The sequence below is a fragment of the Roseateles sp. P5_E8 genome, from assembly GCF_054177665.1.
This window is the reverse complement of record NZ_JBGCUM010000073.1, coordinates 1-21,181: the sequence shown is the minus strand read 5'-3', so window position 1 is coordinate 21,181 and position 21,181 is coordinate 1. Positions and strand designations below refer to the sequence as shown.

The 21,181-nt window shown below is 69.6% G+C and carries 16 protein-coding genes; 6 read left to right on the top strand and 10 right to left on the bottom strand.

All coding sequences use genetic code 11. The features are described from left to right. The 9 genes from ACXRVZ_RS25055 to ACXRVZ_RS25015 form a co-directional block, all read right to left on the bottom strand. The coding region (locus ACXRVZ_RS25055; protein WP_458232967.1) for a hypothetical protein at positions 1-1,011 on the bottom strand (1,011 nt) is incomplete at its 3' end. Further along, positions 1,008-2,966 carry a TOMM precursor leader peptide-binding protein gene (locus ACXRVZ_RS25050; RefSeq protein ID WP_457427177.1) on the bottom strand — a complete coding sequence of 653 codons (1,959 nt, stop codon included), beginning with the start codon at positions 2,964-2,966 and terminating at the stop codon, positions 1,008-1,010. The genes ACXRVZ_RS25050 and ACXRVZ_RS25055, both read right to left, overlap by 4 nt. Beyond that, positions 2,963-4,822: a hypothetical protein gene (locus ACXRVZ_RS25045; RefSeq protein ID WP_457427175.1), complete on the bottom strand. Its 1,860-nt coding sequence runs from the start codon at positions 4,820-4,822 to the stop codon at positions 2,963-2,965. The genes ACXRVZ_RS25050 and ACXRVZ_RS25045 overlap by 4 nt, the downstream gene beginning before the upstream one ends. Next, positions 4,819-8,670: a lantibiotic dehydratase gene (locus tag ACXRVZ_RS25040; RefSeq protein WP_458232966.1), complete on the bottom strand. Its 3,852-nt coding sequence runs from the start codon at positions 8,668-8,670 to the stop codon at positions 4,819-4,821. The genes ACXRVZ_RS25045 and ACXRVZ_RS25040 overlap by 4 nt, the downstream gene beginning before the upstream one ends. Before the next feature lie 32 nt (positions 8,671-8,702). Continuing rightward, complete coding sequence (locus tag ACXRVZ_RS25035; protein WP_457427171.1) at positions 8,703-9,455, bottom strand: ABC transporter permease; 753 nt, start codon at positions 9,453-9,455, stop codon at positions 8,703-8,705. Beyond that, on the bottom strand, positions 9,455-10,231 hold the full coding sequence (locus tag ACXRVZ_RS25030; protein WP_457427169.1) for an ABC transporter ATP-binding protein: 777 nt from the start codon (positions 10,229-10,231) through the stop codon (positions 9,455-9,457). Before ACXRVZ_RS25030 ends, ACXRVZ_RS25035 begins: the two co-directional genes overlap by 1 nt. Positions 10,232-10,317: 86 nt before the next feature. Then, positions 10,318-10,521, bottom strand: a complete 204-nt coding sequence (locus tag ACXRVZ_RS25025; protein ID WP_457427167.1) for a thiazolylpeptide-type bacteriocin — start codon at positions 10,519-10,521, stop codon at positions 10,318-10,320. A gap of 87 nt (positions 10,522-10,608) precedes the next feature. Further along, on the bottom strand, positions 10,609-10,824 hold the full coding sequence (locus ACXRVZ_RS25020; protein ID WP_457427165.1) for a hypothetical protein: 216 nt from the start codon (positions 10,822-10,824) through the stop codon (positions 10,609-10,611). 515 nt (positions 10,825-11,339) lie between these two features. Next, on the bottom strand, positions 11,340-11,675 hold the full coding sequence (locus tag ACXRVZ_RS25015; protein ID WP_457427163.1) for a hypothetical protein: 336 nt from the start codon (positions 11,673-11,675) through the stop codon (positions 11,340-11,342). Positions 11,676-11,845: 170 nt separating this feature from the next. Here ACXRVZ_RS25015 and secA point away from each other — a divergent pair, with 170 nt between their 5' ends. The 6 genes from secA (at position 11,846) to ACXRVZ_RS24985 (ending at position 20,531) form a co-directional block, all read left to right on the top strand. Next, on the top strand, positions 11,846-14,590 hold the full coding sequence (gene secA / locus ACXRVZ_RS25010) for a preprotein translocase subunit SecA (protein ID WP_458232965.1): 2,745 nt from the start codon (positions 11,846-11,848) through the stop codon (positions 14,588-14,590). Between the two features lie 227 nt (positions 14,591-14,817). After that, positions 14,818-15,312: a hypothetical protein gene (locus tag ACXRVZ_RS25005; RefSeq protein WP_457427159.1), complete on the top strand. Its 495-nt coding sequence runs from the start codon at positions 14,818-14,820 to the stop codon at positions 15,310-15,312. Positions 15,313-15,338: 26 nt separating this feature from the next. Then, a complete protein-coding gene (locus tag ACXRVZ_RS25000) occupies positions 15,339-16,010 on the top strand; it encodes a PEP-CTERM sorting domain-containing protein (RefSeq protein WP_457427157.1) in 672 nt (223 codons plus the stop codon). A gap of 92 nt (positions 16,011-16,102) precedes the next feature. Beyond that, the gene (argJ, locus tag ACXRVZ_RS24995) at positions 16,103-17,332 is read left to right on the top strand and encodes a bifunctional glutamate N-acetyltransferase/amino-acid acetyltransferase ArgJ (protein ID WP_457427155.1); all 1,230 of its coding nucleotides are present in this window, start codon (positions 16,103-16,105) and stop codon (positions 17,330-17,332) included. A 109-nt stretch (positions 17,333-17,441) separates the two neighbouring features. After that, a complete protein-coding gene (locus ACXRVZ_RS24990; protein ID WP_457427153.1) occupies positions 17,442-19,568 on the top strand; it encodes a prolyl oligopeptidase family serine peptidase in 2,127 nt (708 codons plus the stop codon). A gap of 75 nt (positions 19,569-19,643) precedes the next feature. Next, positions 19,644-20,531 carry a LysR family transcriptional regulator gene (locus ACXRVZ_RS24985; protein WP_457427151.1) on the top strand — a complete coding sequence of 296 codons (888 nt, stop codon included), beginning with the start codon at positions 19,644-19,646 and terminating at the stop codon, positions 20,529-20,531. Between the two features lie 11 nt (positions 20,532-20,542). Here the strand turns inward: ACXRVZ_RS24985 and ACXRVZ_RS24980 are convergent. After that, on the bottom strand, positions 20,543-21,181 hold a 639-nt coding region (locus ACXRVZ_RS24980), incomplete at its 5' end, for a hypothetical protein (RefSeq protein ID WP_458232964.1).

The window sequence follows — 21,181 nt, the reverse complement described above, 5'->3', positions numbered from 1 at the left end:
CCGGTCGCGCGTGCCGGCCGGCAGCGGGGCCAGGCGCGGGGCCAGGCCGCTGCGGTCGCTGCCCGAGCTGCGGGCGCGCATCAGTTCCAGCAAGCCCGTCTCCGGCGCCGGCCCCGCAAAGTTCGCAGCGGTCGGTGGTGACTCATACGCCGGGCCGATGGCCGCGAACTGTGCGGCCAGGCTGGGCAGCAGGTCGAACTGCTCGGCCAGGCGGGGCGAGGGCGCATGGCCGGCCACGTCCGTCTCGATGGCTTCACCGGGCCAAGACGGCAGCCAGTGCTGGCCCGCGGCCGGGCTCAGCCGCAGGCCGTAGGCCACCGTCTCCAGCGGGTGCTCGCACAGCCGGCTGGCGGCGCGCAGCGCGGCGGGCTGGCCTTCCAGCGGCTCGCCTGCCCAGCCCAGCGCCTGCGCCAGGTGCTGCAGCTGCGACTGGGCCATGCCGGCTTCCAGCATGGCGTTGAAGGGGGCGAAGTCGCCGTACTTGTCGGCCAGCATCCAGTGTCGCGCCACGCCGATGACGGCCAACTGGTGCTCGCCCAGCAGCGCCTGCGTGTCGCAAGGGCCGGCGGCCTGGGCGAGTGCGTGGTGATCGCCCTCGTAGACCCACTGGCGCACGCCCGCGTCGTGCCGTTCGATGACGAACACGCGGCAGGGGTAGGCGCAGCGCGGCGACGGCACGGCGCGGTGGACGGCGTAGGGGTTGTCGGCCTGGAAGCTGATGGGCGCGGCGAGGTGGCGCAGCAGCAGCGACAGTGCAGTTAGCGCATCCAGCGCCACAGCGGGCGCGCGGCCTTGCAGGTGGTCGCCCAGGCTCATCAGCTCGGCCGGCAGGCGGCTGGGCAGGCGGTGCAGGCGACGCCGCAGGGTCACACGGGGCGCCAGCGTCGGCGCTGCTGGCCGGGCCGCGCCGAAGGACGGCACGTCCAGCAGATCCATGCGCCGGTGCGTACCCAGCCACCACGCTTGCGGCAGCGGCAGCACGGGGCAGGCCTGGAGCGCCAACATGCTCATGGGAAGTTGTGCGGTTCAGGGTTGATGTCGCCCTGCGCCATCGGCGCGAGGCCGCGGGCCTGGCGGGCCGAGTTCAGCCGGGGCAGCGCGCAGCGGCGGTGCTGGTGGCCGAAGGTGACCGGCGTCAGCCCCGGCGCCAGCACCTTGACGCAGTGCAGGTTGAGCGCCTCCATCGGCGCCCAGCTCTGGTTCACCAGGATCACGTCGCTGGCCACGGCCAGCGTCTGCTGCACGCGGCGCAGCAGTTCGTCACGCAGGTCGGTGGCGGCAGGCGCGGGTGCGGGCAGGGCTTGCGCGGGCGGGCCGTCGAACAGGAAGTCCAGTCGCGGGTAGGTCTCGGGCAGGCTGTAGAGCAGCACATGGTCGGCCATGCCGCGCACCAGCCAGGGATCGTCGGCCATGGCCAGCGCGCGCTCGCGCAGCGCCGGCATCGTCACCTGGTAGACGCCCATCGACGTGGTCACCTCCACCAGCGCGGCAAACAGCGCCTGCTCCCACTGGGCATGGCCGGCCGAGGCGCAGTAGCTCTTCACCGGCGCATCGGCGCGCGGGTCGACGATCAGCGCCCAGACCAGCGGCACGTCGATGTCCAGCCGCATGTCGAAGGCGCGCACCTCGTAGCCCTGGGCGCGGCTGCGGGCGACGAGGGCCGCCACGCGGTCGTCCCGCACGTCGTCCAGCAGCAGCTCGCGCGGAGGGATGCGGCCATACCAGGAGGTCAGGTAGGCGTCGCGCTCCAGCACTTCCATCAAGCCGTAGAGCGCGGCTTCCTCGACGCAGCCGCCGAGCGCGCAGCCGCTGGAGGTCTCGTAGACGAAGCGGTTGAGCGGTTGGCCCGGCGCGTCGCCGAGGCGGTAATAGACCATCTGCTGCGGCACCAGCACCGGCCGGCTCTTGCGCATCGACCAGCCCCAGCTCCAGTTGAATTGCAGCGCGTCGCTGTAGGGCTCGTGGGTGAAGCTGGGCTGGGCCATCTGCTCGGCGTCGTGCAGCACGAAGTCGCGCGGGTCGACCACCGCATCGCCGTACTGCGCGCGCAGGCTGTCGAAGCTGCCGCGCACCGAGGCGCCATGGCGACGCGGTTCGTGGCCGCAGAAGCGCTCCAGGGCCTCCAGCATGGCGACCAGCTCCGAGCCCTCGCGGCTCTCGGTGCGGCCGTAGCCGCTCTCGGCCACCGTCGAGCCGGGCAGGCTCATCTCGGCCACCACCATGGGCATCAGCTCGGAGCTGAGGTCGTGGAAGAGGTGCTTGATGACGCCGGTACGGTGGTCGAGGAAGTTCTCGCGCAGCGCCGCCACGTTGAGCTTGGGGTTGGGCAAGCGGCCACGCGCGTTGCCGTCCAACGGGCGCGCTTGCAGGTCCAGGCGGGCCAGCTCGGCGTGGTCGGCCGGCAGCGGGTGGCAATCGGGGCAGTGCGGGTGGCGGTGCAGGCGGTGGCTGTCGGTGGCCAGGCGCTCCCAGTTCAGGCGCAGCACGCGGCCGCGCACCTGCTCGGGCTCGGCCAGCACCTGGCCCAGCAGCTGCTTGAAGACGACGCGGCCGGCGGGGCTCAGCGGCGCCTGCGACTGGCGCTCCAGCTCGGCCGGGGCTTGCGGCTCGGCAGACCAGTGCTGGGGCTGGTTCAGGTTCAGCGCGGTCCAGCGCATCACGCAGCCCAGGCAGGGCGCGTCGCTGTCATGCGGCGCCACCCAGGGACCGAAGCTGACGCTGCCCGGCTCCAGGCCCAGCAGCAGCAGCTCGGCGCCGGCCTGGCGGGCCTTGGCCTGCCAGGCCAGGGCCTCGGGGGCGCGGCGCTGGTCGAACACCAGCAGGCAGCGCTCGCCGGCCTGCGGCAGCGGCGCGTCCGCCAGTGCGTGCTGCTGGGCGGTGGCGGCGCGCAGGGCGGGCCACAGCGCGTCGCTGCTGGCGTCGTGGATCAGCGTCCAGGTGCGTAGCGTCATGGCGGCGGTGTTCATGCCAGGGCCTCGGCGTGTTCGATGACGGCACGACCACAGATCACGCCGCTCGGGAGGTTGAGGGTGTCGGCCACATGCCACTGCACGCGCGCAGGCAGTTCGGCGTTGGTCGCTTGGAGGTCGGGCGCGGGCTGCCACTGTCCGGCCTGCGGCTCGGGCCAATGCCACACGCGGCCGCGCCACAGCGCGTCGTCGTTCAACTGCACGCGGCTGCAGGCCTGGCCCAGCGCTTCCTGGATGGCCGGCAGCGCGGCTGCGTCGCAAGCCGTGCCTGCGAGCGTGTCGCCCACGTAGACCTGCGCCACGCATGACGCAAAGCGCGGGTGCCAGTGCAGCAGCACGCGGGCCGGCGCCGGCGCGAAGTGGCGCAGCAGCTGGCGCAGCAAATGCACGACGCTGTCCTGCATTTGCTCCAGCGCCACCCGGGCCACATGGCGCTCGGCGTCAAAGCTCGGGTGGGCCGCGACGGCCTGCGCCAAGGCCAGGGCTTGCCAGCGGGCGGGGTCGAAGGCGGTGACGAAGTCGGTGGCGTCATGCCCGGGCGCCAGCTTGGCGGCCAGCTGGCTCAGTGCCAGTTGCAGCGCGCGGGTGCCGGCCTGCTCGGCATTCAGGCCCCAGCCGGCCACCTGGGTGACGGCGCCGCGCTGGCCCAGCGGGGCGCGCACGGCGATGGCGTCGTGGTACAGCGGCAGCTGCGACAAGACCTGGCCCCGCGTGCCGGCCGGGCGCCAGGCCAGCGGGCCGAAGGCGGCGTCGAACCAGGGCGTGAGGGCCACGCGTTGCTGCTCGTAGCCGGAGAGGCTGCGGTCGCCGGGTTGGCCGAGCAGGTCGCTGAAGGCTTGCGGCTCAATCGCTGCCAGTTCGCCCAGGGCGGCTGGGCGGGTGCCTGCCGCCACCAGCGGGTGCTGGCTCAGTTCCAGGTAGGGCGAGACGCGGCGCACGCGGCGCTGCCATTGAGCCGGCGCGATGCCGAAGTGGTGGTCCATCACGCCTTGCGCGGCCACCACGCCCAGCAGGGCCAGGCTGGCGGGGCTGTGGGCCTCGTCGGCGCCGGCCTGCTGCCATTGCAGCAGCTCGTGCACGCCGGGCAGGCCGGGCTCGCTGGGCGGGGCCACCAGCGCCATGCCGCCACTGCGCAGGGCGATGACGGCGGCCAGCCCGTGGCGGCGGGCGTCATGCTCGAAGATGGCAGCGTCCAACGCGGCATCGGCGCGGTCGCTGGCCCACAGCGCGGCCGTCACGCCGTCGAAGTCAGCGGCCTGGGGCGCGCCGGCCTGCAGGTCCAAGGCCTGGCCCAGGATGCCCGCGGCGCTCAGGTGTTCGTGCAGCTCATCCAGCGTGATGGCGCTGTCGCTGGCCAGCAGGCGCAGGCGCAATGTGCCCACGCCGCTGTCGGCCAGGGCGCGGGCGGCGGCCTTCAGCGCATGGCCGTCGCCCACCAGCAGCACGCAGCCATCGCGCCAGGCGCCCCAGCGAGCAAGGCGGGTGGCGGGGTCGGCACGGTCCTGCAGGTATTTGATGAACTCGGTGACAGCCAGCGGCGCGTCGGCCTGCGGCAGCCAGGGCGTGTCGTCGGTCTCGTCGAGCAGCAGGCCGTGGGCGTCCAGCGCCTGCACGACACGATGCACGGCGGGCTGCAGCCGCTCCGGCAGGCGGGCCTGCAGGGCGGGCAGGTCCAGGCCGTGGTCCATCAGCGCGATGACGCGCTCCACCAACCGGTGAAGCCCCTCGCCCGGTAGCAGCAGGCTGCGGCTGCCGCCGTCGAACTGCACGCCGGCAGGCGTGTTGCGGAAGAAGACGTGGTGCTTGAGGCGCAGGCGGCGAGCGGGCCAGGCGCCGACGGTGGCGGTGTTCATGCGGAGACCTCCGGGGTGGCGGCGGCCTGCAGCCCGGTGATGTCGCGCCAGCTCACGCCCAGCACGCGCTCGACGCCCAGGGCGACGAGGTGGCACAGGCAGAACTTCTGCATCGGCGACACCCCGAGCAAGGGCAGCAGCGTGTAGAAGAAGTTGACCGTGGTGCGGTAGGCCATGATCTGCGGCGTGCTCATGGCCAACATGCCGCGGGCCTGGCCGAGGGCGCGGCCGATCTCGCTGGGCACGCGCTGGCGCATGCGGGTCTGGAAGTCGCTGCCCTGGCCGGTGACGCTGCCTTGCAGGCGGTCGAAGGTGTCGTCGGCCAGCAGCACGTCGTAGTGCTGGTGGACGATGCGGCGGTTGGCCTCGGCCGTGCTGGCCAGCACCGTTTGCCACTCGGCCAGCACCTGCTTGAACTCGGGCGCCAGGGCCAGGCTGTCGAGCCGGCCGTCGAGCACGGCGCGCAGCACCTCGCCGACGCGCTCGCCCAGGCGCTGGTCCAGTGCGTCGAAGCGGCCGCGCAGCTTGCCGCCGTCGTCGTGCGCGGCGAAGAAGTACTCGGCATGCGAGCGCAGCGACACATAGCCGCGCGACAGGCCGCCGATTTCGTAGGTCTGCCCCACCAGGGCCAGCATGGCCGCCAGCGTCAGCATGAACTCGTCGTTGCCGTCGACCTTGCCGCGCAGCAGCTTCAGCGTCAGCGGCAGGGCGGCGACCTGGAAGTCCTCCCGCGCCGCCGCAAAGGCTTCCAGCTTCAGCGCCTTGGGGCGGACATAGGGTGCGGCGGTGACCGTGTTGTTCGTCAGCAGGGGCAGGGCGGGCTCGGGGTCCAGCTCGAACAGCGCCAGCTTGGTGGCGAGCGCCTCGTAGGCCTGCGGGTCGATCTCGCGGCTGCTGGGGTTGGCTTGCAGCCAGGGCAGCAACTGGGCGCGCACGGCGGGCCAGACGACTTCGTCCAGCACCTGGGCGCTGCAATGGACGGCCAGGTCGACGTGGGGGCCGTGGCGCCAGTGCGGCAGCAGCATGACGCGGTCAATGCCATGCTGGCTGCGCAGGCCGTCGAGCAGGTCGCTCAAGGGGCCGAGCAGCAGGCCGCGGCGGTCGTCCTCGAAGTAGGCGATGCGCAGCGCATGCCACTGGTCGCGCCGGCTGGCGGGCTGCAGCCGCTGCGGCAGCGTGCTGAGCTCGAACTGCAGCTCGGCCACATGGGGCTGGCCTTCGACCGACACATGCTGGTCGTCCAGCGACGGCAGCACCTCGGTGGCGACGATGGAGAAGCTGTTGCGCTTGAGCGTGCGCTGCATCAGGCGCACCAGGCGCGGGCTGTCGAAGCGCACATGGAAGGGCTTCAGGTCCTTGAAGTCGACCGCGTCCCACTTGAAGTTCAGCGAGGTGCCGGTCTGCACCTGCGGGTCGGTCGCCGGCATGCCGCGCAGGAAGACCTGTGCCGGCAGGCCGATCTCGCGCCGCCAGGCCTGGATGGCGACGAAGAAGGCCTCGGGCGCCAGGTCGGCATCGGGTTGCAGCGTRGCCGGGATGACCCAGGTGCGGCGGGCCAGCACCACGTCGCCCAGGCTCAGGCGCGGCAGGTAGGTGACGGCATCCGGGCGCAGCAGGCCCTGCTTCATCATCGGCGCGACGGTGAAGTTGTTGATGCCCTCGGTGTAGGCGATGGCCAGCACGCGCTGGATGCGCGGCAGCAGCATGGGCATCAGGAAGCCGTGGTACCAGACGTCGATGTCACGGCCGTCCTCGGTCTTGAAGCGCACCATGTGCTCGCGCGGGTCGTAGACGAGGCGCAGCTTGTCGATCTCGAACTTGCGGGTCTCTTCCCAGTTCGGCGCGAAGGGCGGCACGACGACCTCGTGGTCGGCCATGCGGGGGTGGTTGTTGGCGTTGAAGCCGAACACGCCGGGCAGCTCGGCAAAGAGGGCGCCTTCGCTGCTGTTGAGCAGGTAGTCGCGCACCTCCTGCACCTCGCGGTCTTCCAGCACTTCCATGAAGCGCGACATCAGCCCGCCGCGGCCGCCGAAGACCTGGTTGAGCACGAACGTCGGCCGGCCCTGGCGCAGCGCGATCTGGCCCACATAGCTCTGCGAGCCGCCGCGCTGGCGTACCGGGGCGGGCAGGGCCTGCACGACGGCGCGCAGCGCCTCGCGGTCGATCTGCACGTCCTCCTTCTGCGTCAGCAGCGGCGTGAGCACGTCGTTGAACTGCCGGCGGGCGCGGTTGAAGGCCTCGCTGATGGCCGTGGGGGCGGCCTTGCGCTCGGGGTCGGCCGCGTGCGTCAGGCTGCCCAGCGCGTAGATCTGGTCGAAGCGGCGGATGAACTCCAGCGGCTGGTCGCAAACGCCGCCGGCGCCGTACTCGGCGAGGAAGAAGTCGGCCATGTCGCAGCGGGCCTGCTGCGTGAAGCCCACCACGGGCGCCAGGGCCATCAGCAGGCTGAGGTCGTCGGCAAAGGGTTCCAGCAGGCGCGGGTTGAGGCCGCCCTGCAGCGACTTGAGGTAGCAGTTCTCGAAGAAAACGGTGTCGGCCGCCGAGCGCTGCTCGGGCGCCTGCAAGGCCTCGCGCAACGCCTTGATCTCGCCCTTGACCGTGCCCACCAGCTGGGCGCGCTGGGCCGGTTCGGCGCTGCGGAAGTCGGCCAGCGACTGGCGCACGTTGCGCAGGTGGCCACGCGCCTGCACGCCGCTCTCGCCGGGCAGGTCGCCCAGCAGTTGCTCGGTCCAGGCCAGCGGGTCGGTCTGCTCCCAGGGCTGGGTGTCGGGCAGCAGCATGCGCAGGTCGTAGAGCTTGCCCAGCAGGTCGTTGACGACCTGGGGTTGCAGCTTGGGCGCCAGCTTGCACATCGCGGTGATCAGGTCACGCGCAAAGATGGGTTCGAAGTTGCGCTGCGCGAAGACGTGGTGCAGGCAGGCGACGGCGGCGTTGCTGTTGATCTCGGCCACGGCCTCTCCGGTGCCGAAGAACTTGCCGCTGCTGGTGTTGCCCTCGGTGACGGTGCGAAAGCGCGCACGGCCGTTCTCCAGCACCAGGCTGGGGTTGAGCGCCAGCGCGAACAGGCTGCTGGAGAGCTGGAAGTTGCCCAGCAGCGGGGCCAGGATCTGGCGCATCAGCGCGCCCTTGAGCGTCACGCGGCGGTCCAGCGCGGCGTCGTAGTCCAGGGACCAGTCGCTCACCAGGCGCTCGTCCCAGCGGCCGACGTGCAGCACGGTGAAGGTGGACAGGGGGCTGGTCTTGGAGCTGCAGCGGGTCAGGTACTGAACGAAGGTCTCCTGCAGCTTGCGCCTGGCCTTGGGCGCCAGCGGCTTGGCGTCCTTGCGGGCCATGGCCTCGAAGTCGGCGAACAGCTCGGGGTTGACGTAGCTGATCGCGTCCCGCAGCCGCGGCAGCTGCCACAGCGCGTTCAGGTGCTCCGAGGTCGCGTCGATCTCGCGGGCATAGGCCTGGCGCACCTTCTCCTCGTGGCCGGCCAGCGCGATGGCGGCTTCGTTGAAGCGGGTCAGCGCGGCCAGCGCGTCGGCGTCGATCAAGCCGGCCAGCGCCTGCACCTGCTCGGGCTTGCTGGCGCGCTGGTTGAACACGGCGCGCTTGACGTTCAGCGCCAGGCGGCCGAGGTCGCGGTCGGTGCAGCCGTGGATGGCCTGCCCCAGCGCGTCCAGCAGGGCGGCCGATTGCTGTTGCAGCTCCAGCCGCTGGCGCTCGCCGTCGGCCAGCACCTGGGCGGTCTCGCCGGTCTCCAGGCCTTGCAGCGCACGAACCGATTCGCCGGCCACGCGCATCACGTAGCGCGGATGCAGCAGCATCGGCCCGTCCTGGGTGGGGAGCATGGTGGTGGAGTTCATGTGTCAGTCCCTGAGGTCAAACGGAGGAGGCTTCAGCGTGCCGACCACTGGAAGCAGCGGCGGGCGACCAGCGCGAAGACGGTGCCGAAGGCCAGCAGCACGAGGGTGGGCGCGAGACCGGCCGAGGTGAAGAACTCGCCGCGCCAGGCCAGGCGCAGGGCTTCGACTGCGTGGGTCATGGGGATGACCTGGGCGATGGTCTGCACGATGTCCGGGAACTGGGTCAGCGGGATGCTGGCGCCGGACAGCAGCAGCATGGGCTGGAACAGCAGGCTACCGGCGCTGAAGGACGAGTTGGCGGTGCGGGCCAGCGCGCCGATCAGGAAGCCCAGCGAGAACAGCGCGTAGGCACTGACCGTGAGCGCGGCGAGCAGCTCGATGAACGAGGTGGCCGGCAATCGATGGAACATCAGCCAGCCGACGATCAGCATCTCGACCAGGCCGAGCAGGAAGATCGTGAACGCCCGGCTGATGGCCGAGAACCAGACGGCCCCCATGTCCAGCGGCGTGACCAGCAGCCGCCGGAAGAGGCCCTGCTCCTTGTAGATCACCAGCACCGGGGCGACGTTCATCAGCGCCACGTTGAGCAGGATGAGGCCGATGAAGCTGGGCGTGTATTCGTCGTAGTAGCTGACGGCCTGGGCGCCGTAGACGCTCTGGCCATACATCAGGCCGAAGAAGCCGTACATGACGGCCGGCACGGCCAGCGTCATGAGCAGGACCATGCGGTCACGGAAGGCCAGCCGGAAGTCGAAGCCGACGTAGGCGCGAAGGGCGGTGTTCATCAAGCGGCCTCCAGCGCGCCTTGGCGCGCAAAGTGTGCGTAGGCGTCGTCCAGCGAGAGGCTGCCGTCGGGGGCGCGCGCAATCAGCTGTGCGGCACTACCGGCGGCCACGAGCTGGCCGGCGGAAATCATCAGGACCTGGTCGGCCAGGGCGGCGGCCTCGTCCATGTAGTGGGTGGTGAAGAGCACGGTGCGGCCGCGACCGGCCTGGGCACGGATGAGCTCCCAGAACTCGCGCCGCACGATGGGGTCCAGGCCGACGGTGGGCTCGTCGAGGATGACCAGCTCGGGGTCGTTGATCAGCGCCAGTGCCAGCGAGACGCGCTGCTTCTGGCCGCCGCTGAGCTTGCTGACGCGGGTGTCGAGCATGTCGGTCAGCGCGAACTCGGCCGCGAGCTGGGCCAGGTCGACATGGCGGGGGTAGAGCTTGGCGAAGAAGGCGAAGTACTCGCGGATGGTCAGCAGCTTGAAGAGGTTGGCCTCCTGGAGCTGCACGCCGATGCGCGCCACATGGCCACGCGGGTCGCGCACCACGTCATGCCCGAGCACGCGCACTTCGCCGCCGTCCGGCGTGCGCAGGCCCATCAGGATCTCGACGAAGCTGCTCTTGCCCGCACCGTTGGGGCCGATCAGGGCCACCGTGCTGCCGGTCTCGATGCGCAGCGTCAGGCCGCGCAGCGCCGTCTTGCTGCCGTAGGTCTTGACGAGACCGCGCACGTCAATGGCGGGCGGCGCGCCATGCGCCTGAGCGGGCGCGAGGGGAGGTGGGGTCAACATGGCAACTCCGGGGTGGAGGGGGTCAGGGCGAAAAGTGAGGAGGGGCCGGCGTGGCGCCGGCCACCCCTCGAGGGCAGCTCAGCCGATCAGGCGAGCGAGATGCAGCACGACGACGAGCCGCAGGTCGAGCAGGAGCCACAGGAGCTCGAGCCGCTGGACGCGCCGGTTTCCGGCAGGGCGAGGGCGTCCTTGACGGTCACGACTTCCAGGCCTTCGATGGTGGCGTCCGTGACGTCGATGTCGTCGAAGGACTGGATGTCGGCTTGGATGTTGGTGGTGGGGTTGGTCATGGGAAATCTCCTAGAGGTTGAATGCCACCCTGGTTGAGGCATAGCGCCGGGTGGCGAAGCGCTATTCGGGTGTTGGGGTGAGTCGCTTCAGCGGCGGCGGGCGCCGTGCGTGGACAGCAGGCCGTCGAGCCAGACGCTGGTGGTGGCCGGCAGCGAGGCACAGGCGCAGGGCGAGTTGGCGCCGGCGCTGAGGTCGTCGGCCACGACGCGGGCGTCGAGCGCGGCGATGTCGGCGGGGCTGACATGCCAGGCGGCGGTGGCTTCGCGGGTGTCTGCGCTGGCAGTGCCGGGGGTGGTGCTCATTCGTTGCTCCTGTGGGGCATTGCTGCCGTTCGTTGGAACGAATGATCAAAGTCCGGGCCCGTTTAGGGCACTGTCAAAGCCTGCAGATGCGCAGGTGCACGAATGTCAAATCTGACAGTGCACAAGACCGCGCCGATGAGGTGGGCGGGGATCGGAAGCCGTCGCCAAGACTGGTCTGGGCCAGGACGCGGGTGCACGCACTTGCTCCGTGTCCCCCGGGCCGCAAGCGGCCCTCCTCCTTTACTTGCGCAAGTGCGCGCACCCGCATCCCGGCCGCTCCACCGGAGGTATTTCGGGACGAACAAACCCATTGCACCGCGAAGCAGGGGAGTGGGTAGGCCTGTTGCGAAGGTAAAGGGGGAGGTCGCGAAGCGGCCGGAGGACTGAGCCCGGACACAAACAGTCCTGAGGACTGTTTGTGCCTGGCGAAGGATCGGGCCTCTGGCCCGAGCAACGCAGCAACAGGTCTGCCCGTTCTCCGGCGCCCAAGCCACCGCCGCTTTGGCTTCGCAAACTTACTTTTGCGCCAGCTTCACGCGAATGCGCCCGGGCAGGCCGGCCTGGGCCAGCAGCGCTTCCAGCCGCGGCAGCAGGTGGCGCAGCTTGGCCGCGACGGCCGCGTTGGCGACGAGCAGGCTCCAGCCTTCCTCGTCGATCGGGCCGGGTTGGATGCTGGCAAGCAGGCTGCCAGGCAGGGCCGGCGTGATGACGCGCAGCCGGCGCCGTGACGCTTCCAGGCGCTCGCCCAGCCGCACCAGGCCTTCGTGGGCGCGCAGCGCCTGCGCGACCGGCATCGGGTCGGGCACGCTGACGCGCTGGATCTTGGGCGCGAGATAGCGTGGAGCCGACATGGGCGCAGTGTATTCAGCGGGCCGGCGGGCAGGGTGCCCCGTTTGGGGGCGCTGCTAAACTGCGCCGTTTTGCGCGGCCAGGCAACTCCGCCTTGTATTGCCTCGCACCGCCCTCAGATTCGCGCGTCGCACCGGTTCTCGCCGGCCCCCGCCCAGCCCCACTCCGCAGCATGTTGCCCAAGCTTCTCACCTCGATTTTCGGCAGCCGCAATGAGCGCTTGCTCAAGCAATACCGCCGCACCGTGCAGCAGATCAACGAGCTGGAGCCGAAGTACGAGGGCTTGAGCGACGACGAACTGCGCGCCCAGACGGAAGCGTTCAAGCAGCGCATCGCCGGCGGCGAGACGGTCGACGACATCCTGCCCGAGGCCTTTGCCGTCTGCCGTGAAGGCAGCAAGCGCTCGCTGAAGATGCGCCATTTCGACGTGCAGCTGATCGGCGGCATGGTGCTGAATGCCGGCAAGGTGGCCGAAATGCGCACCGGTGAAGGCAAGACGCTGATGGCGACGCTGCCGGTCTACCTGAACGCGCTGACGGGCAAGGGCGTCCACGTCGTCACGGTGAACGACTACCTCGCGCGCCGCGACGCCGAGTGGATGGGCAAGCTCTACACGTTCCTGGGCCTGTCGGTGGGCATCAACCTGCCGCAGATGCCGCGCGAGCAGAAGCAGGCGGCCTACGCCGCCGACGTGACCTACGGCACCAACAACGAGTACGGCTTCGACTACCTGCGCGACAACATGGTCTACGAGACGGCCGACCGCGTGCAGCGCGGCACGTCCTACGCCATCGTCGACGAGGTGGACTCGATCCTGATCGACGAGGCGCGCACGCCGCTGATCATCTCGGGCCAGGCCGACGACCACACCGACGTCTACAAGAAGATCAACTCGATCGTCCCCGGCCTGAAGAAGCAGATCGGCGAGTTGGACCCGCGCACCGGCGAGGGCGTCATCGATCCGGGCGACTTCACGGTGGACGAGAAGTCGCACCAGATCCACCTGACCGAAGACGGCCACGAGAACGCCGAGCGCCTGCTGAGCCAGGCCGGCCTGATTGCCGAAGGCGCGAGCCTGTACGACGCGGCCAACATCACGCTGATGCATCACCTGAATGCAGCGCTGCGGGCCCACCACGTCTATCACAAGGACCAAGGCTACGTCGTGCAGAACGGCGAGGTCATCATCGTCGACGAGTTCACCGGCCGCCTGATGTCGGGCCGCCGCTGGAGCGATGGTCTGCACCAGGCCGTCGAGGCCAAGGAAGGTGTGGAGATCCAGGCCGAGAACCAGACGATGGCCTCGATCACCTTCCAGAACTACTTCCGCATGTACGGCAAGCTGTCGGGCATGACGGGCACGGCCGACACCGAGGCCTACGAGTTCCAGGAGATCTACGGGCTGGAGACCGTCGTCATCCCGCCGAACCGCCCGACCATCCGCAAGGACGAGTTGGATCTGGTCTACAAGACCGACAAGGAAAAGTACAACGCCGTCATCGAGGACATCCGCGCCTGCCACACGCGTGGCCAGCCGGTGCTGGTGGGCACGACGTCCATCGAGAACTCGGAGCTGATCTCCAACCTGCTGCAGGCCACCAACCTGCCGCACAACGTGCTGAACGCCAAGCAGCATGCCCGCGAGGCCGAGATCGTCGCCCAGGCCGGTCGCCCGGGTGTCATCACCATCGCCACCAACATGGCCGGCCGCGGCACCGACATCGTGCTGGGCGGCAATGTCGAGAACCAGGTCAAGTTCATCGAGGCCGACGACGCGATTCCCGCCGACGAGAAGGCGCGCCGCATCCAGCAGCTGCACGACGAGTGGCAGGGCCTGCACGACAAGGTCAAGGCCGAGGGCGGCCTGCGCATCATCGCCACCGAGCGCCACGAGAGCCGCCGCATCGACAACCAGCTGCGTGGCCGCGCCGGCCGTCAGGGCGACCCGGGCAGCTCGCGCTTCTACCTGTCGCTGGACGACCAGCTGATGCGCATCTTTGCCGGTGAGCGCGTGCGCGCCATCATGGACCGGCTGAAGATGCCCGAAGGCGAGGCCATCGAGGCCGGCATCGTCACGCGCAGCATCGAAGGCGCCCAGCGCAAGGTCGAGGCGCGCAACTTCGACATCCGCAAGCAGCTGCTCGAGTACGACGACGTCTCGAACGACCAGCGCAAGGTCATTTACCAGCAGCGCAACGACATCCTGGAGGCCGAGAGCCTGGTTGCCCAGATCGGCTCGCTGCGCGAATCCACGCTGACCGACGTCGTACGCACCTACGTGCCGGTCGAAAGCGTGGAAGAGCAGTGGGACCTGCCCGGCCTGGAGCAGGTGCTCAAGGAAGAGTGGCAGGTCGAGCTGTCGCTGGCCGAGCTCGTCCAGAAGAGCGACTCCATCACCGAGGAGGAAATCCTCGAAGCCGTCGTCAAGGCCGGTGCGCAGCAGTTCGACGGCAAGCTCGAGCGCGTCGGCAGCGAGCAGTTCAACCCCTTCATGCGCATGGTGCTGCTGCAAAGCATCGACCAGCGCTGGCGCGAGCACCTGGCCGCGCTGGACTATCTGCGCCAGGGCATCCACCTGCGCGGCTACGCCCAGAAGAACCCCAAGCAGGAATACAAGCGCGAGGCCTTCGAGCTGTTCTCTCAGCTGCTGGACGTCGTGAAGATGGAAGTCACCCGCACGCTGATGAACGTGCGCATCCAGAGCCAGGAAGAGGCCGACCGCGCCGCCGAGGCCCTGGAGCGCCGCGCCGAGGCCGTGTCCAACGTGACCTACCAGCATCCCAACGAGGACGGTTCCATCAGCCGCGACGTCGACCCCGACACCTTGCTGGCCGAGTACGGCCACGTCGGCCGCAACGACCCCTGCCCCTGCGGCAGCGGCAAGAAATTCAAGCTCTGCCACGGCAAGCTGGCCTGATTTCTCGCGCTTGAATCCCTCACGGGCCGGCTCTGCCGGCCCGTTTTCATTGGGCCGACGGCCTCTGGAGCCCCACCCATCTAGGGGGAAATACGTGTGTTTGAGCACGAACCACCCACTGCGGCCCGCGCATGAGGGGTGCTCCGGCCGGGGGCATCCCCCTAGAGTGCAGTCCCAGAGAGCCCCGCTACTGGGGTTAGCCCGATAGAAGTTCCAGAAAGCCCGTCATGAAAGCCCTGTTCACCGCCATCGCAGCCGTTGTCCTCGCCACCAGCGCTTCGGCCGGCACGGTCACGATCAGCAATTTCACCCACCAGGACGACACCGGCTTCGGCAAGGCATTCGACGACACCTACACCTTGACGCTGGCCAGCGACACCTGGGTTGGCGGTCTTCTGAACACGGTCGCTCCGCTGGGTGGCGATCCGGCCGTTGACGTTCAGTCCGTCACGCTGCGCCGCCTCGGCAGCAATGCCAGCTGGGCCGAGACCGTTGCTATCGACTGGGACACGGCCTTCTCCGGTGTCGAGCAATGGGCCCTGTCGACCCGCTTGCTGAGCGCGGGCGAATGGCAGCTTGAAATCACGGGCGTCAGCTATTCCGACAAGACCGCCAACGGCTACAGCGCTGCGCTGGAACTGCCTGAGCCGGGCAGCGTTGCCCTGGCCACCCTGGCCCTGCTCGGCGCTGGCGTGACCAGCATCCGCCGTCGCAAGGCCTGAACCCGCACACGAATCGGATGATCGAGATGAAAAGCATCATTGTTTCCAGTCTTCTGACCGCCGGCCTGCTGGCGTCACAAGCTGCTGTTGCCGTCGGCACCGTCACCGTCAAGTGGCAGGGCATCGACACGGCCGGCACCAAGCTCAACACGGTTGACGTCGCCGGGGCGACGAACAACTACGCGACGACGGCACTGAACTACACCTACGTCGATACCGCCCAGAGCTTCATCGCCTATTGCATCGAGCCCACCCAGGGCAACGGCCGCGTCGGTCTGAAGCTTGTCTATGACATCGGCAGCTTCAGCGGTGTGCAGGCCCAGCAACTGCAAGGCCTGTTCTCGACGACCTTTGCAAGTCTGTCCACCTACACCGACAAGGCGGCATTCCAGCTGGCCGTGTGGGAGCTGGTGCGCGAGAACGGCACTTCTCTGGACACCGCTACCGGCAGCTTCCATGTGGTGGGCAGCGACGCCACCAGCACCGCCGCCACGACGCTGGCCAACAGCTTCCTGGCCCAGGCTCTGGCCTACAACGGCCCGGCCCGCTACGAGCTCACCCGCCTGACCCACGCCAGCGTCCAGGACCTGATCGTCGCCACGGCAGTGACGGCCGTGCCGGAACCCGAGTCCTACGCGCTGTTCCTGGCCGGCCTTGGCGCCATCGGCATGCTGGCCCGCCGCCGCCTGCCCCGCTGATCGAACAAGCGCATTCGCTTGCAAAGGCTCCTTCGGGAGCCTTTTTCGCTTTTTACAATCCCGGCGCTTTCCCTGACCAACCCGAGCGCGCCATGCCCGTCAATCTCTCCGCCCCCGATCCCGCCTCCCTGTTGCCCGTGCCGGGCGTGCGCCTTGGCGTGACGATGGCTGGCGTGCGCAAGGCCAACCGGCGTGACCTCAGCGTCATCGCGCTGGACGAGGGCGCGGCCGTGGCCGGCGTCTTCACGACCAACCGCTTCTGCGCCGCCCCGGTGCAGGTCTGCCGCGAGCACCTGGCCGCCGGGTCAGGCGTGCGAGCGCTGCTCATCAACACCGGCAATGCCAACGCCGGCACCGGCGCCGACGGCCTGGCCCGTGCGCGCCAGACCTGCCAGGCGCTGGCCGAGCTGATCGGCTGCCAGCCGCAGCAGGTGCTGCCTTTCTCCACCGGCGTCATCATGGAGACGCTGCCGGTGGACCGCATCACCGCCGGCCTGCCCGGCGCGCTGGCGGCGCTGCGCGACGACGGCTGGGGCGAGGCCGCCCTGGGCATCATGACGACAGACACGCTGCCCAAGGCCGCGTCGCGCCGCATCACCCTCGGCGGCGTGCCGGTCACGCTGAGCGGCATCTCCAAGGGCGCCGGCATGATCCGGCCCAATATGGCGACCATGCTGGGCTTTGTCGCGACGGACGCCAACATCGCCCCGGCCCTGCTGCAGCCGCTGGTCAAGGAAGCCGCCGACGCCTCCTTCAACCGCATCACCATCGACGGCGACACGTCCACCAACGACTGCTTCATGCTGATCGCCAGCCGCAAGGCGGGCCACGCCGAGATCACGTCGCTGGACAGCGCCGACGCGCAAACCCTGCGCGAGGCGCTGATCGCACTGGCCCAGGAGCTGGCCCAGGCCATCGTGCGCGACGGCGAGGGCGCCACCAAGTTCATCGCCATCACCATCGAAGGCGGGCGCGACGAAGCCGAGTGCAAGCTGGCGGCCTATGCCATCGCCCACTCGCCGCTGGTCAAGACGGCGTTCTTCGCCAGTGACCCCAACCTGGGCCGCATCCTGGCCGCCGTCGGCTACGCCGGCATTGGCGACCTGGACCAGAGCCTCATCGACCTGTACCTGGACGACGTCCACGTCGTGACGAGCGGCGGCCGCCGGCCCGAGTACCGCGAGGAAGACGGCCAGCGCGTCATGAAGCAGAGCGAGATCACCATCCGCGTCGGCCTGAACCGCGGCGCCGCCAGCGCCACGGTGTGGACCTGCGACCTCAGCCACGACTACGTCACCATCAACGCCGACTACCGGAGCTGAGGCGCCGCCCTAAGGGTTACCGCCGTCAGGGCTTTCCTCGCATGACCATCGGCGCCGCCGGCAAGGGGCGTCGAGAATCGGCGGCTTCTCGATCCCGGGACACCCCCAGATGAAGCTGCCCCTGACTTCCCTCGCCCTTGCCGCCGTCGTCGCCACAAGCGCCCAGGCCCAAGGCCTCAGCTACCCCGTCACGCGCAAGGTCGACCAGATCGACGCGTATCACGACACGGCCGTCGCCGACCCCTACCGCTGGCTGGAGGACGACAACAGCGCCGAGACCAAGGCCTGGGTCATCGAGCAGAACAAGGTCACGGACAAGTTCCTTGAAGCGATGCCGCAGCGCCTGCCCGCGCGCCGCATCTACACCGAGCTCTACAACTTCGAGCGCTACGGCATTCCCTTCAGCGAAGGCGGCCGCTACTTCTGGAGCCGCAACGACGGCCTGCAGCAGCAGAACGTCATCTACACGGCCAAGTCGCTGAAGGACGCGCCGGTCGTCGCGCTGGACCCCAACCTGCTGTCCAAGGACGGCACGGTCGCGCTGACCGGCCTCGTGCCCTCGCGCGACGGCAAGCTGCTGGCCTACGGCATTGCCGGCGCCGGCTCCGACTGGCAGGTCTGGAAGGTGCGCGACCTCGCCACCGGCCAGGACCTGGACGACAAGATCGACTGGGTCAAGTTCAGCAGCGCCGCCTGGACGGCCGACGGCAAGGGCTTCTTCTACTCGCGCTATGACGCGCCCAAGGACGGCACCAAGCTGACCGGCGCCAACTACTTCCAGAAGCTCTACTACCACCGCCTGGGCACGCCCCAGGCTGACGACGTGCTCGTCACCGAGAACCGCGACGACAAGGAATGGGGCTTCGGCGCCGATGTGTCCGACGACGGCCAGCTGCTGCTCATCAACATCTGGAAAAGCGCCGGCAGCAAGAACGGCCTGCTGGTGCTGCCCTTGCCCAAGGGCGCATTCGCCGGCGGCAAGCCCCAGCCCATCACGCTGGACTTCGACGCGCTCTACAGCCCCGTCGCCGTCACGGGTAGCAAGCTCATCGTCAAGACCGACAAGGGCGCGCCGCGCGGCAAGCTCATCGCCATCGACCTGAAGAACCCCGCGCCGGCCGGCTGGAAGACGCTGGTGGCCGAAGGCCCCGACGCGATGACCGGCGCCTCCGCCGTGGGCGGCCGCTACCTGCTGAGCTACCTGCACGACGCCGCCACGCTGGTGCGCGTGCATGGCGGCGACGGCAAGCCGCTCAGCGAGGTCAAGCTGCCCGGCGTGGGCACGGCCAGCGGCTTCGGTGGCCGCTGGAGCGACACCGAAACCTTCTTCAGCTACACCAGCCTGACAACGCCGGCCGAGGTGCACCGCTACGACGTCAAGACCGGCGCGATCACGCTGTTCAAGAAGCCCAAGACGGCCTTCAACGCCGACGAGTTCGAGACCCGCCGCGAGTTCGTCACCAGCAAGGACGGCACGCGCTTCCCCATCTTCATCGCCGCCAAGAAGGGCCTGAAGCTGGACGGCACCAACCCAACGCTGCTCTATGGCTACGGCGGCTTCAACATCGCCATCACGCCGGCCTACGGCGTGACCTCGGCCAGCTGGCTGAAGATGGGCGGCGTCTACGTCATCGCCTCCATCCGCGGCGGCGGCGAGTACGGCTCGGCCTGGCATGAGGCCGGCACCCAGCTGAACAAGCAGAACGTCTTCGACGACTTCATCGCGGCCGGCGAATGGCTGGTGAAGAACAAGGTCGCCAGCCCGGCCACGCTGGCCATCAACGGCGGCAGCAACGGCGGCCTGCTGGTCGGCGCCGTGGCCAACCAGCGCCCGGACCTGTTCGCCGCCGCCGTGCCGCAGGTCGGCGTGATGGACATGCTGCGCTACCAGAACTTCACCATTGGCTGGGCCTGGGCCACCGACTACGGCACCAGCGACAAGCCCGACCTGTTCAAGGCGCTGCACGCCTACTCGCCCCTCCACAACATCAGAAGCGGCGCCAAGTACCCGGCCGTGATGGTGACGACGGGCGACCACGACGACCGCGTCGTGCCGGCGCACAGCTTCAAGTACGCCGCCACGCTGCAGGCCGCCGACACGGGTGCTGCGCCCAAGCTGATCCGCATCGAGGTCAATGCCGGCCACGGTGCCGGCAAGCCGACGTCCAAGATCATTGAGGAGCGCAGCGACATCCTGGCCTTCATCGCCAACACGATGAAGCTGGAAGTGAAGTGAGCCAGGCGGTCGCGATTCGCGACCTGGCGTCGGCGATGTCGACGCCCCGTGTTGGTTTTGCGAGCACCTGAAGACATGGACCGCCTGATTGCCATGCAGGTCTTCGTCGAGGTGGCCGAGCGCGGCAGCCTCACGCAAGCCGCTGACGCGCTCGATATGTCCCGCGCCATGGTTTCGCGCTACCTGGAAAGCGTGGAGCGCTGGCTGGGCGCGCGGCTGCTGCAGCGCACGACGCGGCGCGTCAGCCTGACCGAGGCCGGCGCGGGTGCGCTGCTGCGCTGCAAGCAGATGCTGGAGCTGGCCCGCGAGGCCGAGGCCGCCGCCGGTGAACAGCGCCTGGCGCCGCGCGGCCGGCTGCGCGTGACGGCCAGCGCGTCCCTGGCCCAGGCGCGGCTGGCGGCGGCGGTGGCCGACTTCCTGGCGCTGCACGCGGACTGCGAGGTCGAGCTCGTCGCGCTGGAGCGCGCGGTCAACCTGGTCGAGGAGCGCATCGACCTGGCCGTGCGCATCAGCAACCAGCTCGACCCCAGCCTGGTCGCCCGGCCGCTGGGGCGCTTCAGCTCGGTGCTGTGCGCGGCGCCGGCCTATCTCGCCAAGGCCGCGCCGCTGGCCACGCCCGACGACCTGCGCCAGCACCGCTGCGTGACCCATGCCTACGTCAACCGCAGCGACTTCGCGCTGCAGCACGAGGGCCAATGGCTGCGCGTACCGGTGCGCTCGGTGCTGCAGAGCAATGACGCCGGCGTCATGCACCGCGCCGTGCTGGCCGGCGCGGGCGTGGCCATCCTGCCGAGCTATCTTGTTGATGACGACTTGCGTGAGGGGCGGCTCAAGCGGCTGCTGCCGGGCTACGAGCCCGAGTCGCATGCCATCCACGGCGTCTACCTGTCGCGGCAGTACCAGCCACTGGCGCTGCGCCTGCTGCTGGACTTCCTGGCCGAGCGCTTCGAGCCCGGGCTTTAGGGTCAACAGCCCTAGAAGTTCACGGCCTTGGTCTTGAGCCCGCGTGCCACCAGCGTCGCGTTGATCAACTGCGCCTGCTCGCGGCTCGGGAAGGGCCAGACGGTCGCGCGCCAGCCCTCTGGCGTCTGGATGACGTCGGCCTGCAGCGCCTCGGGGTTGCTGTGCACGCCCACCAGGCCGGCCTGCATCTTCTTCAGCAGCGCCTCGGCATCGGCCTTGCTGCTGGGCGGGCCGACCAGGGCGACGGCGGGCTTGTCCGGCGAGGCGGCCAGGCGGGTCAGGCGCGGGTCGGGGGGCTCGGCCTTGCGGGCGGGTTCGGTGGCCTTCTCCGCAGAGTTCTCGGACGCCTTGTCTGCGGGCTGCTCGTCGACCTTGGTGGACCGCAGCGGTGGGCGCTTGATGCCGTCGGTGCGCTCCACCAGCCGCGGGCGAATGTCGGGTGGCGGTTCGTCAGGCTGGCTGGCGCCGGGTTCGGGCGCGGATGCGGCCTCGGACGCCGGCTCGGCCGGTGCGGGTGGCGTTGAAGCCGGGGCCGGAGGAGTCGAAGCGGCAGCCGCAGCAGACGCCGCGACCGGCGGCGGCGCCACCGGCTCGGCCACGCGGCGTGGCCACAGCGCCCACGCGGCTACCGCCATCAGCACCGCCAGCAC